Source organism: Staphylococcus sp. 231237_7MaSpsaltlick (genome assembly GCF_043107035.1).
This window is the reverse complement of record NZ_JBICNX010000137.1, coordinates 1-1,258: the sequence shown is the minus strand read 5'-3', so window position 1 is coordinate 1,258 and position 1,258 is coordinate 1. Positions and strand designations below refer to the sequence as shown.

The window sequence follows — 1,258 nt, the reverse complement described above, 5'->3', positions numbered from 1 at the left end:
ACCAAAGGGGAGTGGTAATATTTCACTTAAGCTAGTTAGTTAATTTAAAAAACAAACCAACTAGCAAAGGGGGAATTCAATGGATAAAATTTCGGGTACGCAGGATAGTTCTTATGCTGACGAAAGCCAAGTTAATGGTTCAACTAAGTTACGCACTTCTGAAAAAGTTGTATTTGGGGTAGGGGATTTTGGTGCTAATTACAGTTGGACTTTTATTGCATCATTTATCATTATTTATATGACAGATGTAGTAGGTATAGCAGGCTCAGTTATTGGAACTATTATACTTTTTTGTCGTTTTGCAGATGGTTTTTCAGACATTTTTATGGGCAGTATTATAGATAATACAAACACTAAAATGGGTAAAGCCAAGCCTTGGGTCTTTTGGACAGCGCCTGTATTGGGCGTTTTAACATTCATGTTATTTAATGTGCCAACGTCGTTTAGTTATACAGGTCAAATTGCATATATTTTTATCGTATATTTTTTGATTTCAGTTATTTTTTATACAGCAAATAATGTTGCTTATTCATCATTAGTATCATTTATGTCTAAAGATGAAAAAGATAGAATTTCACTAGGAAGTATACGCTTCATATTTTCTAATATCAGTGTGTTATGTATAACAACTTTCACAGTCTATTTTGTAACAAGTTTTGGCGATAATCAGCAAGGTTGGACATATACTTCAGCTATATACGCGTTGTTATGTGCAATCCCATTAATGATTACAGGTTATTTTGTAAAAGAAAGAAATGTGGCCGAAAAGCAATATCGTGAAGTTAAAAAAACAAAGCGTATTCCATTTAGTTTAATTATTAAATCTTTAATAACTGAAAAATATTTCCTGATCACAATAGTCTTATATTTATTGTGGTATTTGAGACAAACGGATAATAGTATGAGAATCTATTACGCAACGTACATTTTTAATGACGCAAATGTAATGGCAATTATGAGTATAGCGACACTATTACCTACCATTTTAGGATTATTAGTAGCACCTCAATTTGCCGAAAAAATAGGCATCAAAAATAGTATTATCATCGGATTAATTATATCTATTATTTCGTATATTATGATGGGCATATTCTCAGAGAACTTAATACTTTTAGTCGTTGGATTAATTATTCATGGGATAGGATTAGTACCTTTTACAGCAGCATTAAGCGGTATTGTCGCAGATGTTGGAGATATCATTTATTGGAAGACGGGCGTACCAGTACAAGGCTCAATATTCAGTTTAGCAAGTGCTGGC

At 32.4% G+C, this 1,258-nt stretch carries 1 protein-coding gene; it reads left to right on the top strand.

Going from position 1 to position 1,258, the window contains the following annotated elements:
- Positions 1-79 precede the first annotated feature (79 nt).
- The coding region (locus ACF91D_RS30410) for an MFS transporter (RefSeq protein WP_392438471.1) at positions 80-1,258 on the top strand (1,179 nt) is incomplete at its 3' end.